We start from the raw sequence: 16,553 nt of genomic DNA, 5'->3' as shown, positions 1-16,553 counted from the left end.
GCGACGCGAATTTGCGCTGCGAAACGATCGAAGGCGACCTCAGGGTCGCCTTCGTGCTTTCTGCGGCATTCAATTTGGCCGGTTTAGGCTCTTGTGGTCACGACCATTTTCTTCGCGTGAGCCAAGGACTCCTTGGTCAGGTCAATTCCCCCGAGCATCCGCGCCACTTCTTCCACGCGCTCCGACTTGTTCAGCTTGGACACGGCTGTACGTGTCGCATCGCTGCCCCGTACTTTATGCACAAACAAATGCTGATGCCCTTGGGCCGCCACTTGCGGCAGGTGAGTCACTGTAAGTACCTGGCCCCGATCCCCCAGGCGGCGCAGCAGTTGGCCGACTATCTCCGCAGTTGGCCCGCCAATGCCGACGTCCACTTCGTCGAACACCAAGGTTGGTACGCGTGATGTCTGGGCAGTAATTACCTGGATCGCCAGGCTGATCCGCGAAAGCTCGCCGCCGGAGGCCACTTTTGCCAGCGCTTTGAGTGGCTGCCCAGGGTTGGCGCTCACCAACAGCTCCACCTGTTCAAGGCCGTGGGGTTGCAGCTCATTGCTGGTGTTGGTGCGCAGTTCGATGGTAAAGCGGCCGCCTGGCATTCCAAGTCGCTGGATCTCCTGCTCTACGGCTCCGGCCAGGCTGGTAGCGGCCTGTTGGCGAAGGTCGCTCAGTTCGCGAGCCTTCTCCTGGTAGTGGCGGGCGAAGGAGGCGAGTTCGTCGCCCAACCGCCCAATGGATTCATCATTGGCGTTCAGGGTTTCGATTTCATCCAGCAATTTTTGCTGCATTGCCGCGACTTCAGTGGGTTGTATGCGGTGTTTGCGCGCGAGTGTATAGATGGTGTCCAGACGCTCTTCTATTTCTTGCAGGCGCGCCGGGTCGGCATCGAAGTGATCAAGGAAGCGGTTGAGTTCACCTACGGCTTCCTCTACCTGGATCTGCGCGCTGGTGAGTAGTGTGGTGGCTTCACTCAGCGAGCCAGAGGCACTGTTCACGCTGGAAAGCCGATTGAGGCTGGCCGTCAGTGCGTTGAGTACATTGCCCGAGTCGCTCTCACTGCATTGCTCCACCACCTGGCGGCAAATACCCAGCAGGGTTTCTGCGTTGGTGAGGTTCTTGTGTTCCTGTTCGAGTTGTTCCAGCTCGGTTTCGCCAAGGCCCAGGCTCTCGAGCTCTTCGAGCTGGTAGCTGAGCAGTTGGTGGCGAGCGCGCTGTTCATCGCCGGAGTTTGAGAGGCGCTCCAGTTCCAGGCGTGTCTGGCGCCAGCGTTGGGCGGCCAGTTGCACCTGGCGGGCAAGGTCGGTGGCGCCGGCGTATTCGTCGAGCAGGCGACGATGTGTATCGGTTTTCAGTAGGGATTGGTGTTCATGCTGGCTGTGGATGTCGATCAGCAGCTCGCCCAAGGCTTTCAAATCGCCAAGGGGGCAGGGCGTGCCATTGATATAGCCGCGGGAGCGTCCTTCGGCGGTGATGACCCGGCGAAGGATGCACGGGCCTTCATTATTAAGGTCGCGCTCTGCCAGCCAGGCTTCGGCTTCGGGGATGTCCACCAGGTCGAAGGTGGCCAGGATGTCGGCCTTGTCCGCGCCCGGTCGAACCACGCCGCTGTCGGCGCGGTCACCCAGGGTCAGGCCCAGGGCGTCGAGCATGATCGACTTGCCGGCGCCGGTTTCGCCTGTGATTACGCTCATCCCGCGATCAAGTTCGAGATCCAGGTGTTCAACGATGGCGTAGTTATGTACGGACAGGTGCACGAGCATGACGGCCGCTCCCAGGCTTTAGATCTGGTTATTTATACAGTGTTTTGTTCGGGGCTGACAATCCTGATGCTTAGCTCGATTTGCTTGATCTGATGTCCTTTTTAGCGCTGGAGGGAATGAGGGGGCAGGAGTTGATCTGAGTCATGCGAAAGACTTTTGGTAACGCCTGCGCCCTTGAACCTGGAAATTGTGGCCCCATATACCGGAACAGAAGCGCGAGTTGAGTTCGCGCATGATTTTGAAAGGAGAAATCTATGGCTGACGAACAGACGCAGGATACGCAAACTCCAGACGCCAATTCGGCTGCCGGTGATGAGCTGGCGACTCGTGTGCAAGTGCTCGAAGAGCAATTGGCCGCTGCGCAGGATCAGTCTTTGCGTGTTGCCGCCGATCTGCAGAACGTCCGCCGCCGAGCCGAGCAGGATGTAGAAAAGGCTCACAAATTCGCGCTGGAAAAATTCGCAGGTGACTTGCTGCCGATCATCGACAGCCTGGAGCGTGGTCTTGAGTTGTCCAATCCGGATGACGAAAACATCCGCCCGATGCGCGAAGGGATCGAGCTGACCCTGAAAATGTTCCAGGACACCCTGAAGCGTTATCAGCTGGAAGCTATTGATCCGCAAGGCGGCGAGCCGTTCAACGCTGAGCATCACCAAGCCATGGCCATGCAGGAAAGCCACGACCTGGAACCCAACAGCGTGTTGAAAGTGTTCCAGAAGGGTTATCAGCTCAATGGTCGATTGCTTCGCCCCGCAATGGTAGTGGTGAGCAAGGCTCCTGCGCCGCTTGCACCTTCTATTGATGAGCAGGCTTGAAATTCGCTGTAAGCCACCCCATCTATAAGTCAAGCGTTTAAGTGCTACCGCAGTTAGCCACCACTGCTGCGGCAACCAAATTCAAGTTTCGGGAGAGTAAATCATGGGTAAAATTATCGGTATTGACCTGGGGACCACTAACTCCTGTGTCTCCGTGCTGGAAAACGGCGTTGCAAAAGTTATCGAAAACGCCGAAGGCGCGCGTACCACGCCGTCGATCGTCGCTTACGCCAACGACGGTGAAATCCTCGTCGGTCAGTCGGCCAAACGCCAGGCTGTGACCAATCCGCATAACACCCTGTACGCGGTGAAGCGTCTGATCGGTCGTAAGTTCGACGAAGAAGTCGTACAGAAAGACATCAAGATGGTCCCTTACAAAATCGCCAAGGCTGACAACGGTGACGCCTGGGTTGAAGTAAACGGCCAGAAAATGTCGCCGCCACAAATTTCGGCTGAAATCTTGAAAAAGATGAAGAAGACTGCCGAAGACTACCTCGGTGAAGCAGTGACTGAGGCGGTGATCACCGTTCCGGCCTACTTCAACGACAGCCAGCGCCAGGCGACCAAAGACGCCGGCCGCATCGCGGGCCTGGACGTAAAACGTATCATCAACGAACCGACCGCAGCCGCTCTGGCTTACGGTATGGACAAGGCCAAGGGCGATCACACCGTGATCGTTTATGACCTGGGTGGCGGTACTTTCGACGTCTCCGTGATCGAAATCGCTGAAGTTGACGGCGAGCACCAGTTCGAAGTGTTGGCCACCAACGGTGACACCTTCCTGGGCGGTGAAGACTTTGATATTCGTCTGATCGACTACCTCGTCGACGAGTTCAAGAAAGAAAGCGGTATGAACCTCAAGGGTGACCCGCTGGCCATGCAGCGTCTGAAAGAAGCCGCTGAGAAAGCCAAGATCGAACTGTCTTCGAGCAATTCGACCGACGTGAACCTGCCGTACATCACTGCAGACGCCACCGGTCCTAAGCACTTGAACGTGAAAATCTCCCGCGCCAAGCTGGAAGCGCTGGTAGAAGACCTGGTTCAACGTACCATCGAGCCTTGCCGCATTGCGCTGAAAGACTCGGGTATCGAAGTTGGCGCGATCAACGACGTGATCCTGGTAGGCGGTCAGACCCGTATGCCACTGGTTCAGAAGCTGGTGACCGAGTTTTTCGGCAAAGAAGCACGTAAAGACGTGAACCCGGACGAAGCTGTTGCCATGGGTGCTGCTATCCAGGGCGCGGTATTGGCCGGCGACGTGAAAGACGTTCTGCTGCTGGACGTAAGCCCACTGACCCTGGGTATCGAAACCATGGGCGGCGTGATGACTGCGCTGATCGAGAAAAACACCACGATTCCTACCAAGAAATCGCAAGTGTTCTCGACTGCTGACGACAACCAGGGCGCCGTGACCATTCACGTGCTGCAAGGTGAGCGTAAGCAAGCCGGTCAGAACAAGTCTCTGGGCAAGTTCGACCTGGCTGAGATTCCACCAGCACCACGTGGCGTGCCACAAATTGAAGTGACCTTCGACATCGACGCCAACGGCATTCTGCACGTAGGCGCCAAGGACAAGGCCACCGGCAAGACTCAGTCGATCGTGATCAAGGCCAACTCGGGTCTGTCCGAGGAAGAAATTCAGCAGATGATTCGTGATGCTGAAACCAATGCTGATGAAGATCGCAAGTTCGAAGAGCTGGCGGCTGCCCGTAACCAGGGCGATGCACTGGTTCACTCGACGCGCAAAATGATCGCTGATGCTGGCGACAAAGTGACTGCTGAAGAGAAGGCCGCAATCGAAGCTGCTGTGGTTGCCCTGGAAGCCGCTGTTAAAGGCGACGACAAGGCTACCATCGAAGCCAAGGTTGAGGAGCTGTCGAAAGTCTCCGCGCCAGTCGCTCAGAAAATGTACGCCGAGCAAGGCCAGCCGGCTGATGGTGCTGCGCAACAAGCAGAGCCTGAAGCCAAGCACGACGACGTTGTCGATGCCGAGTTCGAAGAAGTTAAAGAGCAGAAGTAATCTGCTCGACCGGTTGACCGCTTTCAAGCGGTGACTGGTACGATGTCGCCGCGCGGGAGCTTGCTCCCGCGTTGGCGTGTCTGGGGTATGCGAATTTTTACAACATGCGACAACGTTCGGATGTTGGCGGTGCGACCGGGAAAGCTCCTGCTTCCCGAGCGACAGTCACCGCGTTTTTGGCCGGGTACCTGGCTAAAAGCAGTAATGACCAGGATCGTTGAATTGACGTGAGTTGGGTCCGGGCCTGTATTGGGGCTCAACGAGTTTGGCAAGGCTCAGGAGGGTCTCGCCGAACGTCCTTAAGAGTGCAAAGACTTATGGCAAAGCGTGACTATTACGAAGTGTTGGGTGTGGAGCGCGGCTCCAGCGAAGCGGACCTGAAGAAGGCTTACCGTCGCCTGGCGATGAAGCACCACCCGGACCGTAATCCGGATAACAAAGAATCCGAAGAGATGTTCAAAGAGGCCAACGAGGCCTACGAATGTCTGTGTGATCCCAACAAGCGTGCGGCCTACGACCAGTATGGTCATGCGGGCGTCGACCCGAGCATGGGTGGCGGCGGTGCAGGTTTTGGCGGCCAGAACTTCTCCGATATTTTCGGCGACGTATTCAGCGACTTCTTCGGCGGTGGCCGTGGCGGTCAGCGTGGTGGTGCCCAGCGCGGCAGCGATTTGCGTTACACCCTGGAGCTGAACCTAGAAGAAGCCGTGCGCGGCACCAGTGTCAATATCCGTGTGCCGACGCTGGTCAACTGCAAGCCGTGCGACGGTTCGGGCGCCAAGAAAGGCTCCTCGCCGATCACTTGCCCGACCTGCGGCGGTATTGGTCAGGTGCGTATGCAGCAAGGTTTCTTCTCGGTGCAGCAGACCTGCCCGCGCTGCCATGGCCAAGGCAAGATCATTTCCGACCCGTGTGACTCCTGCCATGGCGAAGGCCGTGTCGAAGAGTACAAGACACTGTCGGTGAAAGTGCCGGCGGGTGTGGATACCGGTGATCGCATTCGCCTGTCGGGCGAAGGCGAGGCGGGGACCCAGGGTGGCCCGACGGGCGATCTGTACGTGGTGATCAATGTGCGCGAGCACTCGATCTTCCAGCGCGATGGCAAGCACCTGTTCTGCGAAGTGCCGATCAGTTTTGTCGATGCAGCCTTGGGCGGCGAACTGGAGATCCCGACGCTCGATGGTCGGGTCAAGCTCAAGATCCCTGAGGGGACGCAGACCGGTAAGCAGTTCCGTATCCGTGGCAAAGGCGTTGCGCCGGTGCGCGGTGGCGGTGCTGGCGACCTGATGTGCCGCGTTGCGGTAGAAACGCCGGTCAACCTGGGGCGCCGTCAGCGTGAACTGCTTGAAGAGTTCCGCAGCTCCCTGGCTGGCGATGACACGCATTCGCCAAAAACCACTGGCTGGTTCGAAGGTGTGAAGCGCTTCTTCGGCGACCTGTAAGGACGTGAGTATGCGACGTATAGCCGTAATGGGCGCCGCCGGGCGCATGGGCAAGACACTGGTCGAGGCGGTGCAGCAGCGCTCGCCTGCCTCCGGGCTGACGGCAGCCATTGTGCGTCCGGGCAGCACGTTGATTGGTGCGGACGCGGGTGAGTTGGCTTCGTTGGGGCGCATCGGTGTTTCGTTGTCGGGCAATCTTGAACCGGTGGTTGACGAGTTCGACGTGCTGATCGACTTCACCCTGCCGGACGTGATGCTGAAAAACCTGGCGTTCTGCCGCAAGGCGGGCAAGGCCATGGTGATCGGTACCACGGGCTTGAATGCCGAGCAGAAGCAATTGCTGGTCGAGGCGGGCAAGGACATTCCTGTGGTGTTCGCCGCTAATTTCAGCGTTGGCGTGAACCTGTCGCTCAAGCTGTTGGATCTGGCGGCGCGCGTTTTGGGTGATGAGGCGGATATCGAAATCATCGAAACCCATCACCGGCACAAGATTGATGCTCCGTCGGGTACCGCATTGCGCATGGGTGAAGCGATCGCCGATGCGTTGGGGCGTGACCTGTCGAAAGTGGCTGTGTACGGCCGTGAAGGTCATACCGGTGCGCGCGCGCGTGACACCATCGGCTTTGCCACCGTTCGTGGTGGTGATGTGGTGGGGGATCACACTGTGCTGTTCGCCAGCGAAGGCGAGCGCCTCGAGATTACGCATAAAGCCTCGAGTCGCATGACGTTTGCCAAGGGTGCGGTACGTGCCGCGCTCTGGTTGGAAGGTCGCGAACCGGGTCTGTATGACATGCGCGATGTGCTGGATCTGCACTAATAAGTAGCTAAAACAGGGCCTCAGTATTATGCTGGGGCCCCGTTTTTACCCGCTAAGCGACGTCCTGTCGCATTCCCCTGCCTTTAAGGCTCATTAGCGGTGGACCAAAAAAGCCTTTTTCTGTAAGCTACAGCTTTAGTGTGTCCACTAAAAGCGCGCAGAATAATTCAGTGAAGAAGCGGGGTGACGTGTCCATACGTCACTCCGCTTTTTTACAACCTGCGATCGCCCTTTCAGGCTTTACTTACGGGAGGTCTTCTTGACTAAGCCAGCCATACTCGCCCTTGCTGATGGCAGCATTTTTCGCGGCGAAGCCATTGGAGCCGACGGTCAAACCGTTGGAGAGGTAGTGTTTAACACTGCCATGACCGGCTATCAGGAAATCCTTACCGATCCTTCCTACGCCCAACAGATCGTTACCCTGACCTATCCGCACATCGGCAACACCGGTACTACACCGGTAGATGTCGAATCTGATCGTGTCTGGTCGGCCGGTCTGGTGATTCGTGACCTGCCACTGGTTGCGAGCAACTGGCGTAACACGATGTCGCTGTCCGATTACCTGAAAGCCAACAACGTTGTGGCGATCGCCGGTATCGATACGCGCCGCCTCACGCGCATCCTGCGTGAGAAAGGCTCGCAGAACGGCTGCATCATGGCCGGTGACAATATTTCCGAAGCGGCGGCGATCGCCGCAGCGCAAGGTTTCCCAGGCCTGAAAGGCATGGACCTGGCGAAAGTTGTCAGCACCAAAGAGAAGTACGAGTGGCGCTCCACTGTCTGGGACTTGAAGACCGACAGCCACGAGACCATCGAGGCGGCAGACCTGCCGTACCACGTTGTCGCCTACGACTACGGCATCAAGTACAACATCCTGCGCATGCTGGTCGAGCGCGGCTGCCGTGTGACCGTGGTGCCGGCGCAAACCCCAGCCACTGATGTGCTGGCGTTGCAACCGGACGGCGTGTTCCTGTCCAACGGCCCGGGTGACCCTGAGCCTTGCGACTACGCCATCAAGGCCATCAAGGAAGTACTGGAAACCGAGATTCCGGTCTTCGGTATCTGCCTTGGCCACCAGCTGCTGGCCCTGGCCTCTGGCGCCAAGACCCTGAAAATGGGTCACGGCCACCACGGTGCCAACCACCCTGTGCAAGACCTGGACACTGGCGTCGTGATGATCACCAGCCAGAACCACGGTTTTGCGGTGGACGAAGCGACCTTGCCGGGCAATGTCCGCGCAATTCACAAGTCGCTGTTCGACGGTTCCCTGCAAGGCATCGAACGCACTGACAAGAGCGCGTTTAGCTTCCAGGGCCATCCTGAAGCCAGCCCGGGCCCGAACGACGTAGCGCCGCTGTTCGACCGTTTCATCAATGAGATGGCCAAGCGACGCTGACTGAGTGGCTTGCGGGCGGCCCCGGCTATCGGTGGCCCCCGCAGGCTCTTCAAAGATTGTTCAAGACGGCTTGCCGACTGACCTGCGGATTTGAGTGACAAACCCATGCCAAAACGTACAGACATAAAAAGCATCCTGATTCTCGGCGCTGGCCCGATCGTGATCGGCCAGGCCTGCGAGTTCGACTACTCCGGCGCCCAGGCCTGTAAAGCCCTGCGCGAAGAGGGCTACCGCGTCATCCTGGTGAACTCTAACCCGGCCACCATCATGACCGACCCGGACATGGCCGACGCCACCTACATCGAGCCGATCAAATGGCAGACCGTTGCCAAGATCATCGAGAAAGAGCGTCCGGACGCACTGCTGCCAACCATGGGTGGCCAGACCGCTCTGAACTGCGCACTGGACCTGGAGCGCGAAGGCGTTCTGGAGAAGTTCGGCGTAGAGATGATCGGCGCCAACGCGGACACCATCGACAAGGCTGAAGACCGCTCGCGCTTCGACAAGGCGATGAAGTCCATCGGCCTGGATTGCCCGCGTTCCGGTATCGCTCACAGCATGGAAGAGGCCAACGCAGTGCTCGAGAAGCTTGGCTTCCCGTGCATCATCCGTCCGTCCTTCACCATGGGCGGCACCGGTGGCGGTATCGCTTACAACCGTGAAGAGTTCGAAGAAATCTGCGCCCGTGGTCTGGACTTGTCGCCAACCAAAGAGCTGCTGATCGACGAATCCCTGATCGGCTGGAAAGAATACGAGATGGAGGTTGTCCGCGATAAGAAGGACAACTGCATCATCGTCTGCTCCATCGAAAACTTTGACCCGATGGGCGTGCACACCGGTGACTCGATCACTGTTGCGCCAGCGCAGACCCTGACGGACAAGGAATACCAGATCATGCGTAACGCCTCCCTGGCGGTACTGCGTGAGATCGGCGTGGAAACCGGCGGCTCCAACGTCCAGTTCGGCATCTGCCCGGACACCGGTCGTATGGTCGTGATCGAGATGAACCCGCGTGTATCGCGTTCTTCGGCGCTGGCTTCGAAAGCTACCGGCTTCCCGATTGCGCGCATCGCTGCCAAGCTGGCGATCGGTTACACCTTGGACGAGCTGCAAAACGAAATCACTGGCGGCGCTACGCCGGCGTCCTTCGAGCCGTCCATCGACTACGTCGTGACCAAGCTGCCTCGTTTTGCCTTCGAGAAATTCCCTAAAGCTGACGCCCGCCTGACCACTCAGATGAAGTCGGTTGGTGAGGTCATGGCCATCGGCCGGACCTTCCAGGAATCCCTGCAGAAAGCCCTGCGTGGCCTGGAAGTGGGCGTTTGCGGCCTGGACGAGAAGCTCGACCTGAGCAACCCGGAAAGCATGAGCATCCTCAAGCGCGAGCTGACCGTGCCGGGCGCCGAGCGCATCTGGTACGTCGCTGACGCCTTCCGTGCCGGCATGACCGTCGAAGACATCTTCGGCATGAACATGATCGACCCGTGGTTCCTGGTGCAGATCGAAGATCTGATCAAGGAAGAAGAGAAGGTCAAGACCCTGGGTCTGGCCAGCATCGACCGCGACATGATGTTCCGCCTCAAACGCAAGGGTTTCTCTGACCAGCGTCTGGCCAAGCTGCTGGGTGTGACCGAGAAAAACCTGCGGACCCATCGCCACAAGCTGGACATTTTCCCGGTCTACAAGCGCGTTGACACCTGCGCGGCCGAGTTCGCCACCGACACTGCCTACCTGTACTCCACGTACGAGGAAGAGTGCGAAGCGGCGCCGTCGGGGCGCGACAAGATCATGATCCTGGGCGGCGGTCCAAACCGTATCGGCCAAGGCATCGAGTTCGACTACTGCTGTGTACACGCCGCTCTGGCGCTGCGCGCGGACGGGTACGAGACCATCATGGTCAACTGCAACCCGGAAACAGTTTCCACCGACTACGACACCTCCGATCGCCTGTACTTCGAGCCAGTGACCCTGGAAGACGTGCTGGAAATCGTGCGCGTTGAGAAGCCAAAGGGTGTAATCGTTCAGTACGGCGGCCAAACCCCGCTGAAACTGGCGCGCGCACTGGAAGCTGCCGGCGTGCCTATCATCGGCACCAGCCCTGACGCCATCGACCGTGCCGAAGACCGTGAGCGTTTCCAGCAAATGGTTGAGCGTCTGAACCTGCGTCAGCCGCCAAACGCCACCGTGCGCAGCGAAGACGAAGCCATTCGTGCAGCCAGCAAGATCGGCTACCCGTTGGTGGTGCGTCCGTCCTACGTGCTGGGCGGCCGGGCGATGGAAATCGTCTACGAAGAAGACGAACTCAAGCGTTACCTGCGTGATGCGGTGAAAGTGTCCAACGACAGCCCGGTGTTGCTGGACCACTTCCTCAACTGCGCCATCGAGATGGACGTGGATGCTGTTTGCGACGGTACCGACGTAGTCATCGGCGCCATCATGCAGCACATCGAGCAGGCAGGCGTTCACTCCGGTGACTCCGCATGCTCGCTGCCGCCTTATTCGCTGCCTGCGCACATCCAGGATGAGATGCGCGAACAGGTCAAGAAAATGGCCCTGGAATTGGGTGTGGTCGGCCTGATGAACGTACAGTTGGCGCTGCAAGGCGAAGACATCTACGTCATTGAAGTCAACCCGCGCGCTTCGCGTACCGTGCCGTTTGTTTCCAAGTGCATCGGTGTGTCCCTGGCAATGATCGCTGCCCGCGTGATGGCCGGTAAGACCCTGAAGGAAATCGGCTTTACCAAGGAAATCATTCCGAACTTCTACAGTGTGAAAGAGGCGGTATTCCCATTCGCCAAGTTCCCTGGCGTGGACCCGATCCTGGGCCCAGAGATGAAGTCCACCGGTGAAGTGATGGGCGTGGGCGATACCTTCGGTGAAGCATTCGCCAAGGCTCAGATGGGTGCCAGCGAAGTGCTGCCGACCGGCGGTACCGCGTTCATCAGCGTGCGCGATGATGACAAGCCACTGGTTGCAGGCGTTGCCCGTGATCTGATCAACTTGGGCTTCGAAGTCGTGGCCACTGCCGGGACCGCCAAGCTGATAGAAGCTGCCGGCCTGAAAGTGCGTCGCGTGAACAAGGTGACGGAAGGCCGTCCGCACGTGGTCGACATGATCAAGAATGACGAAGTCACCCTGATCATCAACACCACCGAAGGTCGCCAGTCGATCGCGGATTCCTACTCCATTCGTCGTAATGCCTTGCAGCACAAGATCTACTGCACCACCACTATTGCTGCTGGCGAAGCTATCTGTGAAGCGCTCAAGTTCGGTCCGGAAAAGACCGTGCGTCGCTTGCAGGATCTACACGCAGGATTGAAGGCATGATCAAATACCCCATGACCGTCCAGGGCGCCAAGGCCCTGGAAGAGGAGCACGCCCACCTGACCAAGGTCGTACGTCCAAAGCTGAGCCAGGACATCGGTACGGCCCGCGAGCTGGGTGACTTGAAGGAAAACGCCGAATACCACGCTGCTCGCGAGCAGCAGGGGATGGTCGAAGCGCGAATCCGTGACATCGAAGGCCGTATGCAGAATGCGGTGATCATCGATGTCACGACCATTCCGAAGACTGGCAAGGTGATTTTTGGCACCACCGTGGAAATCGCCAACGTCGAGACTGACGAAAGCGTGGTTTACCACATCGTGGGTGAGGACGAAGCTGACTTCAAGCTCGGCAAGATCTCCGTTGGTTCGCCACTCGCCCGCGCCTTGATTGCCAAGGAAGAGGGTGATGTGGTGGCTGTTAAAACGCCCGGTGGCACTATCGAGTACGAGATTGTTGAAGTTCGCCACATCTGAAAGGCGGCGCCCGCTTCGTGCGGGCGCCATGCTTTGGCAGCTCTCCCAGATGCTTTGGGTGGGCGGCCTGTGGTTGTTGCACATTGGCGTGTTACCGGCGATGGGCCTGATTGGTCTGGCGCCGTTGCTGATCGACGAGATCGATGGATTATTGAGTGCGCTGCTGGTGGGTTTTGCGGCGGCTTGCGTAACGATTCAAGCGCTGGTGCTGATAAAGGCAGAAGGCTTGGGGAGTTTGTGGCGGGATATTCGCGGGCAACTGCTGTTGATGGCGCTGTATGCATGCGCAATGTTTTGCGTGGTGCATGTATGGCTGCCGGAAGCGTTGCGCTGGCAGCTATTCAGCTATCTTGTGCTAGGGTTCTCCGGCTTGGTGCTGGTTATGCAGCCGGCTCCGGGATGGAGTGGCGGGGCGCGCGAAGCACGCCCGTGACCCTTGCTGTTATTTGAAAGTCATCATTTGAAGCGATGAACGTTCGACAACTGCTTGTTGGCGCTGAAGTTCTTGCGATACAGCAGTGCCATCTTGCCGATGACCTGAACCAGGTCCGCTTTGCCCACCTTGCACAGTTCTGCAATGGCGGCCAAGCGCGCTTCGCGGTCAAGGATGTTGACCTTGATCTTGATCAGTTCGTGATCGCCCAATGCGCGTTCAAGTTCGGCTAACACACCTTCAGTCAAACCGTTGTCTGCCACAATCAAAACTGGTTTCAGATGGTGGCCAATGGATTTGTACTGTTTCTTCTGCTCTTGAGTGAGCGGCATAATCTGACCCCTGCGTCTGATCTTGTAAAAAGCGGCGGCCAGTTTACCCGAGCGAGTCCGGGACCGCCCAGTTAATCACGACCCGTTTTATTTTCGAGGTGGCCCGTGGCCCGTTCCAAAACTAGCCTTAAGTGGCTGCAAGAGCATTTTAACGATCCTTACGTCAAAAAGGCGCAGAAGGACGGGTACCGTTCGCGGGCCAGCTACAAGCTCCTGGAGATCCAGGACAAGGACAAGTTGATTCGTCCAGGCATGAGCGTTATTGATCTTGGTGCGGCCCCCGGTGGTTGGTCCCAGGTGACCAGTCGTCTGATTGGTGGGCAGGGCCGCTTGATCGCTTCCGACATCCTGGAAATGGACAGTATCCCGGATGTGACCTTTGTTCACGGTGACTTCACCCAGGACGCCGTCCTCGCGCAGATCCTTGAAGCTGTGGGAAATTCGCAGGTAGACCTTGTGATTTCCGACATGGCCCCCAATATGAGTGGATTACCGGCCGTCGATATGCCGCGTGCGATGTTCCTTTGTGAGCTGGCGCTGGATTTGGCGGGTCGGGTTTTGCGTCCTGGTGGTGATTTTTTGGTGAAAGTCTTCCAGGGCGAGGGTTTTGACGAGTACCACAAGAACATCCGCAAGTTGTTCGACAAGGTGCAAACGCGCAAGCCTGACTCTTCCCGGGACAGGTCTCGAGAGCAGTACCTGCTGTGCCGCGGCTACCGCGGCGTCGAGGGCGCTGCGAGCGAAGAGCGTTTTTGAGGAATTAGAGGAAGGCGATAGGTTTTTTTATATCGCTTTCGTCACGAAGCTTTACGAATATTGTGTAGTCAAAGTTTCACAAAGGGTTACAGACGGCGCCTGCCAGTGTTGTAGGTAATGTAGTAAGTTAGGCCGGTGAATATCATGCGAAGCGCGCGCCAGTAGCGGAGCTTGCTTCAGAGGGTAGTTAATTGAACGATATGGCAAAGAATCTGATCCTGTGGTTGATCATCGCGGCTGTCCTGGTGACGGTGATGAACAACTTCTCCAGCCCTAACGAGCCGCAGACCCTCAACTATTCCGACTTCATCCAGCAAGTTAAGGATGGCAAGGTCGAGCGCGTAGCGGTTGATGGCTACGTAATTACCGGTAAGCGCAACGATGGCGACAGCTTCAAGACCATTCGTCCGGCAATCCAGGACAACGGTCTGATCGGCGACTTGGTGGATAACCACGTGGTGGTCGAAGGCAAGCAGCCTGAACAGCAAAGCATCTGGACTCAGCTCCTGGTAGCCAGCTTCCCGATCCTGGTGATTATCGCCGTGTTCATGTTCTTCATGCGCCAGATGCAAGGCGGTGCGGGGGGCAAGGGCGGGCCGATGAGCTTCGGCAAGAGCAAGGCGCGCCTGCTCTCTGAAGATCAGGTGAAGACCACCCTGGCTGACGTTGCCGGTTGCGACGAAGCCAAGGAAGAAGTCGGCGAACTGGTCGAGTTCCTGCGTGATCCGGGCAAGTTCCAGCGCCTGGGTGGCCGCATTCCTCGCGGCGTATTGATGGTCGGTCCTCCGGGTACCGGTAAAACCTTGCTCGCCAAGGCGATTGCCGGCGAGGCCAAAGTGCCTTTCTTCACCATTTCAGGTTCTGACTTCGTCGAGATGTTCGTCGGTGTTGGTGCCAGCCGTGTTCGCGATATGTTCGAACAGGCCAAGAAACACGCGCCATGCATCATCTTCATCGACGAAATCGACGCCGTTGGTCGCCATCGTGGTTCGGGCATGGGTGGCGGTCATGACGAGCGTGAGCAGACACTTAACCAGTTGCTGGTTGAGATGGATGGTTTCGAGATGAATGACGGCATCATCGTCATCGCCGCGACCAACCGTCCGGACGTATTGGACCCTGCTCTGCTGCGTCCAGGCCGTTTCGACCGCCAGGTGGTGGTCGGCCTGCCGGATATCCGTGGGCGTGAACAAATCCTCAAAGTACATATGCGTAAAGTGCCAATGGGCGACGATGTGGCTCCGGCCGTGATTGCCCGTGGTACCCCAGGCTTCTCCGGTGCTGACCTTGCCAACCTGGTGAACGAGGCTTCGCTGTTTGCGGCCCGTACTGGCAAGCGCATCGTAGAAATGAAAGAGTTCGAGCTGGCGAAAGACAAGATCATGATGGGCGCCGAGCGCAAATCCATGGTCATGTCGGAAAAAGAGAAGCAGAACACTGCTTATCACGAAGCTGGTCACGCCATTGTTGGTCGCGTTGTGCCTGAGCATGACCCGGTCTACAAAGTGTCGATCATCCCGCGTGGTCGTGCGCTGGGTGTAACCATGTTCCTGCCTGAAGAGGATCGCTATAGCCTCTCCAAGCGCGCGCTGATCAGCCAGATCTGTTCGCTGTATGGCGGCCGAATCGCCGAAGAAATGACCTTGGGCTTCGACGGTGTAACCACGGGTGCGTCCAACGACATCATGCGTGCCAGCCAGATCGCACGGAATATGGTGACCAAGTGGGGCTTGTCGGAAAAGCTGGGTCCATTGATGTACGCGGAGGAAGAAGGTGAAGTGTTCCTGGGTCGTGGCGGTGGCGGTCAAGCTGCCAGCTTCTCGGGTGAGACAGCCAAGCTGATCGACTCCGAGGTGCGTAGCATCATTGATCAGTGCTACGGCACGGCCAAGCAGATCCTGACTGACAACCGCGACAAGCTGGATGCCATGGCTGATGCGCTGATGAAGTACGAAACCATTGATGCCGACCAGATCGACGACATCATGGCCGGTCGTACACCGCGTGAACCTCGTGACTGGGAAGGTGGCTCGGGTACCTCCGGCACTCCGCCCGTGGTTCAGAGCGAGCGTCCTGAAACCCCGATCGGTGGCCCGGCGGCTGACCATTAAGGTTTGAAATGACTTTTGTGTCGTCCCCCACCCGGTTGCCTTGCGGCAACCGGGTTCTTGATTTGTCCCATACGCATGTCATGGGCATTCTTAATGTAACCCCCGACTCTTTTTCCGATGGTGGTCGCTTTCGCCAGTTGGATGCCGCGCTGCGTCACGCAGAGGCAATGGTGGCGGCGGGTGCGACTTTGATTGATGTCGGCGGCGAGTCGACCCGGCCTGGCGCTCGTGTTGTTTCTCCTCTGGAGGAGTTGGAGCGGGTGGCGCCGATTGTCGAGCGCATTGCTCGTGAGCTGGATGTGATCATATCGGTTGATACATCCACTCCGACCGTGATGCGTGAGACAGCGCGTCTGGGCGCGGGGTTGATCAACGATGTGCGTTCGCTGCAGCGTGATGGCGCCCTGGATGCCGCAGCGGCCACCGGCCTGCCGGTGTGTCTGATGCATATGTTGGGTGAGCCCGGCAATATGCAGGACAGTCCGGACTACGACGATCTCGTAGGCGAAGTGAGTGGTTTCCTTGCTGAAAGGATCGCTCACTGCGTCATAGCGGGAATTGGCCCTGAGAAGATCGTACTTGATCCAGGGTTTGGTTTTGCCAAGACCCTGCAACATAATTTAAGTCTCTTTAAGCATATGGATGCGCTGCATGCCCTTGGTCGCCCCCTGTTGGTCGGCGTTTCACGCAAGAGCATGATAGGGCAGGCATTAAATCGTCCAGTGGGTGAGCGTTTGTATGGCGGCCTGGCGCTTGCGGCGCTTGCCGTGACCAAGGGCGCGCGTATTTTGCGTGTGCACGACGTCGCCGAGACTGTGGATGTAGTGCGCATGATTGCCGCTGTAGAATCAGCCGAATAAGAATGATGGAGCAC

The 16,553-nt window shown here is 58.0% G+C and carries 13 protein-coding genes; 11 read left to right on the top strand and 2 right to left on the bottom strand.

What is annotated here, in order from left to right; all coding sequences use genetic code 11:
• Nucleotides 1–83: 83 nt before the first annotated feature.
• The gene (gene recN / locus ACR52_RS12550; protein WP_048724494.1) at nt 84–1,757 is read right to left on the bottom strand and encodes a DNA repair protein RecN; all 1,674 of its coding nucleotides are present in this window, start codon (nt 1,755–1,757) and stop codon (nt 84–86) included.
• A 254-nt stretch (nt 1,758–2,011) separates the two neighbouring features.
• Between recN and grpE the strand changes: the two genes are divergently transcribed.
• From grpE to ACR52_RS12510, 8 genes are all read left to right on the top strand, one after another.
• Nucleotides 2,012–2,572 (top strand): nucleotide exchange factor GrpE, encoded by a 561-nt coding sequence (grpE, locus tag ACR52_RS12545; protein ID WP_048724493.1) that lies wholly within the window; start codon nt 2,012–2,014, stop codon nt 2,570–2,572.
• 103 nt (nt 2,573–2,675) lie between these two features.
• Nucleotides 2,676–4,592 (top strand): molecular chaperone DnaK, encoded by a 1,917-nt coding sequence (gene dnaK / locus ACR52_RS12540; RefSeq protein ID WP_048724492.1) that lies wholly within the window; start codon nt 2,676–2,678, stop codon nt 4,590–4,592.
• 317 nt (nt 4,593–4,909) lie between these two features.
• Nucleotides 4,910–6,034 (top strand): molecular chaperone DnaJ, encoded by a 1,125-nt coding sequence (gene dnaJ / locus ACR52_RS12535; RefSeq protein ID WP_048724491.1) that lies wholly within the window; start codon nt 4,910–4,912, stop codon nt 6,032–6,034.
• A gap of 10 nt (nt 6,035–6,044) precedes the next feature.
• Complete coding sequence (gene dapB / locus ACR52_RS12530; protein ID WP_048724490.1) at nt 6,045–6,851, top strand: 4-hydroxy-tetrahydrodipicolinate reductase; 807 nt, start codon at nt 6,045–6,047, stop codon at nt 6,849–6,851.
• Between the two features lie 259 nt (nt 6,852–7,110).
• The gene (gene carA / locus ACR52_RS12525) at nt 7,111–8,247 is read left to right on the top strand and encodes a glutamine-hydrolyzing carbamoyl-phosphate synthase small subunit (protein WP_048724489.1); all 1,137 of its coding nucleotides are present in this window, start codon (nt 7,111–7,113) and stop codon (nt 8,245–8,247) included.
• A 105-nt stretch (nt 8,248–8,352) separates the two neighbouring features.
• The gene (gene carB, locus ACR52_RS12520) at nt 8,353–11,574 is read left to right on the top strand and encodes a carbamoyl-phosphate synthase large subunit (RefSeq protein ID WP_048724488.1); all 3,222 of its coding nucleotides are present in this window, start codon (nt 8,353–8,355) and stop codon (nt 11,572–11,574) included.
• Nucleotides 11,571–12,047 carry a transcription elongation factor GreA gene (greA, locus tag ACR52_RS12515; protein ID WP_048724487.1) on the top strand — a complete coding sequence of 159 codons (477 nt, stop codon included), beginning with the start codon at nt 11,571–11,573 and terminating at the stop codon, nt 12,045–12,047. The genes carB and greA overlap by 4 nt, the downstream gene beginning before the upstream one ends.
• 28 nt (nt 12,048–12,075) lie before the next feature.
• Nucleotides 12,076–12,480, top strand: coding sequence for a hypothetical protein (locus ACR52_RS12510; RefSeq protein WP_048724486.1), 405 nt, complete (start codon nt 12,076–12,078; stop codon nt 12,478–12,480).
• Nucleotides 12,481–12,503: 23 nt separating this feature from the next.
• Here the strand turns inward: ACR52_RS12510 and ACR52_RS12505 are convergent, their stop codons facing one another.
• A complete protein-coding gene (locus ACR52_RS12505) occupies nt 12,504–12,812 on the bottom strand; it encodes a YhbY family RNA-binding protein (RefSeq protein WP_029298992.1) in 309 nt (102 codons plus the stop codon).
• Between the two features lie 105 nt (nt 12,813–12,917).
• Between ACR52_RS12505 and rlmE the strand changes: the two genes are divergently transcribed.
• The 3 genes from rlmE to folP all read left to right on the top strand — a co-directional run bounded on the left by rlmE (nt 12,918) and on the right by folP (nt 16,539).
• A complete protein-coding gene (gene rlmE / locus ACR52_RS12500) occupies nt 12,918–13,568 on the top strand; it encodes a 23S rRNA (uridine(2552)-2'-O)-methyltransferase RlmE (protein ID WP_048724485.1) in 651 nt (216 codons plus the stop codon).
• A 200-nt stretch (nt 13,569–13,768) separates the two neighbouring features.
• A complete protein-coding gene (ftsH, locus tag ACR52_RS12495) occupies nt 13,769–15,679 on the top strand; it encodes an ATP-dependent zinc metalloprotease FtsH (protein ID WP_048724484.1) in 1,911 nt (636 codons plus the stop codon).
• Nucleotides 15,680–15,687: 8 nt separating this feature from the next.
• Entirely contained in the window at nt 15,688–16,539 is an 852-nt protein-coding gene (folP, locus tag ACR52_RS12490; RefSeq protein WP_048724483.1) for a dihydropteroate synthase, read from the top strand.
• Nucleotides 16,540–16,553: the final 14 nt, after the last annotated feature.

The sequence above is a fragment of the Pseudomonas fildesensis genome, from assembly GCF_001050345.1.
In the GTDB taxonomy this organism is placed as follows: Bacteria; Pseudomonadota; Gammaproteobacteria; order Pseudomonadales; family Pseudomonadaceae; genus Aquipseudomonas; species Aquipseudomonas fildesensis.
The sequence above is the reverse complement of the archived record's forward strand: the minus strand, read 5'-3'. Positions and strand labels throughout refer to the sequence as shown.

Coding starts and splice junctions, on each gene's coding strand:
- recN (WP_048724494.1), bottom strand. CDS start 1,757: ATGCTCGTGCACCTGTCCGTACATAACTACGCCATCGTTGAACACCTG.
- ACR52_RS12505 (WP_029298992.1), bottom strand. CDS start 12,812: ATGCCGCTCACTCAAGAGCAGAAGAAACAGTACAAATCCATTGGCCAC.
- ACR52_RS12510 (WP_048724486.1), top strand. CDS start 12,076: ATGCTTTGGCAGCTCTCCCAGATGCTTTGGGTGGGCGGCCTGTGGTTG.
- dapB (WP_048724490.1), top strand. CDS start 6,045: ATGCGACGTATAGCCGTAATGGGCGCCGCCGGGCGCATGGGCAAGACA.
- ftsH (WP_048724484.1), top strand. CDS start 13,769: ATGGCAAAGAATCTGATCCTGTGGTTGATCATCGCGGCTGTCCTGGTG.
- greA (WP_048724487.1), top strand. CDS start 11,571: ATGATCAAATACCCCATGACCGTCCAGGGCGCCAAGGCCCTGGAAGAG.
- grpE (WP_048724493.1), top strand. CDS start 2,012: ATGGCTGACGAACAGACGCAGGATACGCAAACTCCAGACGCCAATTCG.
- carB (WP_048724488.1), top strand. CDS start 8,353: ATGCCAAAACGTACAGACATAAAAAGCATCCTGATTCTCGGCGCTGGC.
- dnaJ (WP_048724491.1), top strand. CDS start 4,910: ATGGCAAAGCGTGACTATTACGAAGTGTTGGGTGTGGAGCGCGGCTCC.
- folP (WP_048724483.1), top strand. CDS start 15,688: ATGACTTTTGTGTCGTCCCCCACCCGGTTGCCTTGCGGCAACCGGGTT.
- dnaK (WP_048724492.1), top strand. CDS start 2,676: ATGGGTAAAATTATCGGTATTGACCTGGGGACCACTAACTCCTGTGTC.